The sequence below is a fragment of the Microbacterium sp. 5K110 genome (assembly GCF_005774735.1).
Classification (GTDB): domain Bacteria; phylum Actinomycetota; class Actinomycetes; order Actinomycetales; family Microbacteriaceae; genus Microbacterium.
On the sequence record NZ_VBUM01000173.1, the window covers coordinates 1 to 1,257 of the forward strand.

At 72.1% G+C, this 1,257-nt stretch carries 1 protein-coding gene; it reads left to right on the forward strand.

Annotated elements, in window-relative coordinates:
- The first annotated feature begins 72 nt into the window (after positions 1 to 72).
- Positions 73 to 927 carry an endonuclease domain-containing protein gene (locus tag FE256_RS17930; RefSeq protein ID WP_171024415.1) on the forward strand — a complete coding sequence of 285 codons (855 nt, stop codon included), beginning with the start codon at positions 73 to 75 and terminating at the stop codon, positions 925 to 927.
- Positions 928 to 1,257: the final 330 nt, after the last annotated feature.

Below are 1,257 nucleotides of genomic sequence, written 5' to 3' on the forward strand. Positions count from 1 at the left end.
CCCCAGCCCCGTCATCCACAGGTTGCGGCCGCCGCGTGACCGCGCGCTCGAGCGATCGGGCACGCTGGCGCCGTGAATCCCCGCCTCTCCGACCGGATCGATCGGCTCGTCGCCCGCGTGCGTACCCTCGGCGGTGTCGTCGCCACCGCGGCCCTCCAGCGAGAGGGAGTGTCCGTCGACACGCTCTCCTCCGCGGTGAAGCACGGTGCCCTCCTCCGTCTTCGCCGTCGGTGGGTCGCCGTCCCCGATGCCGATCCGTTCCTCGTCGCCGCGGCGCGCACAGGGGTGACGTTGGCATGCTCCACCGCAGCGGTCCGACACGGTCTGTGGGTCTTGGCCACGGGCGAGGTCCACGTGGCCGCCCCGCCTCACGCCGGTCGCATCAGCGTCGCGGCGGGCACGCGCGTCCACCGTTGCCGGCCGTTGGTCCCTCGGCATCCGGAGAATCTGGTCGACGGCGTGGTCAATGTCCTCGGTGTCGTGAGCCGCTGCCTGCCCGACGAGCAGGCGCTCGCGATATGGAACTCGGCGTTGAACAAGAAGCTGGTCACTCTCGACGAGATGCGTCGGTACCCGTTGACGAGCCGCGGTCTCGAACTCGCGGCACGGGCCACGCCGCTCGCCGATTCGGGTCTGGAGACCTTCCTCGTCGTGCGCCTGGCGTGGCTCGGAGTTCGACTCAGCCCGCAGATGTGGATCCTGGGCCACCGTGTCGACCTGCTGATCGGCGAGAAGCTCGTCGTCCAGGCGGACGGCGGTCACCATGTCGGGGCTCAGCGCGAGGCGGATATCCGGCACGACGCCCTTCTGGCACTCAACGGCTACCACGTCATCCGCGTCAGCTACCACCAACTGGTCGACGACTGGCCCTCGGTCCAGCACAGCATCGTCTCCGCCATCGCGCAGGGGCTGCATCGAGCCCGGTGAGCCCGGAGCGGAGGAGATCCGCGGAGGGGAGGATGCCGGACCCCGGTGCCGTCCTCCGGTTGCCGAATCTCCTCCCGCCGCCGGCACGCGGTCCCCGCCGCGCCCCGCACGCCCGCCGGAGCGGAGGAGATCCGCGGAGGGGAGGATGCCGGACCCCGGCACCGTCCTCCGGTTGCCGAATTTCCTCCCGCCGCCGGCACGCGGTCCCCGCCGCGGACCGTAGCCCTGGAGCGGAGGAGATCCGGGGAGGGGAGGATGCCGGACCCCGGCACCGTCCTCCGGTCGCCGACTCTCCTCCCCTCGCCGCGCCCCGCAGCCCCGGAGCGGAGG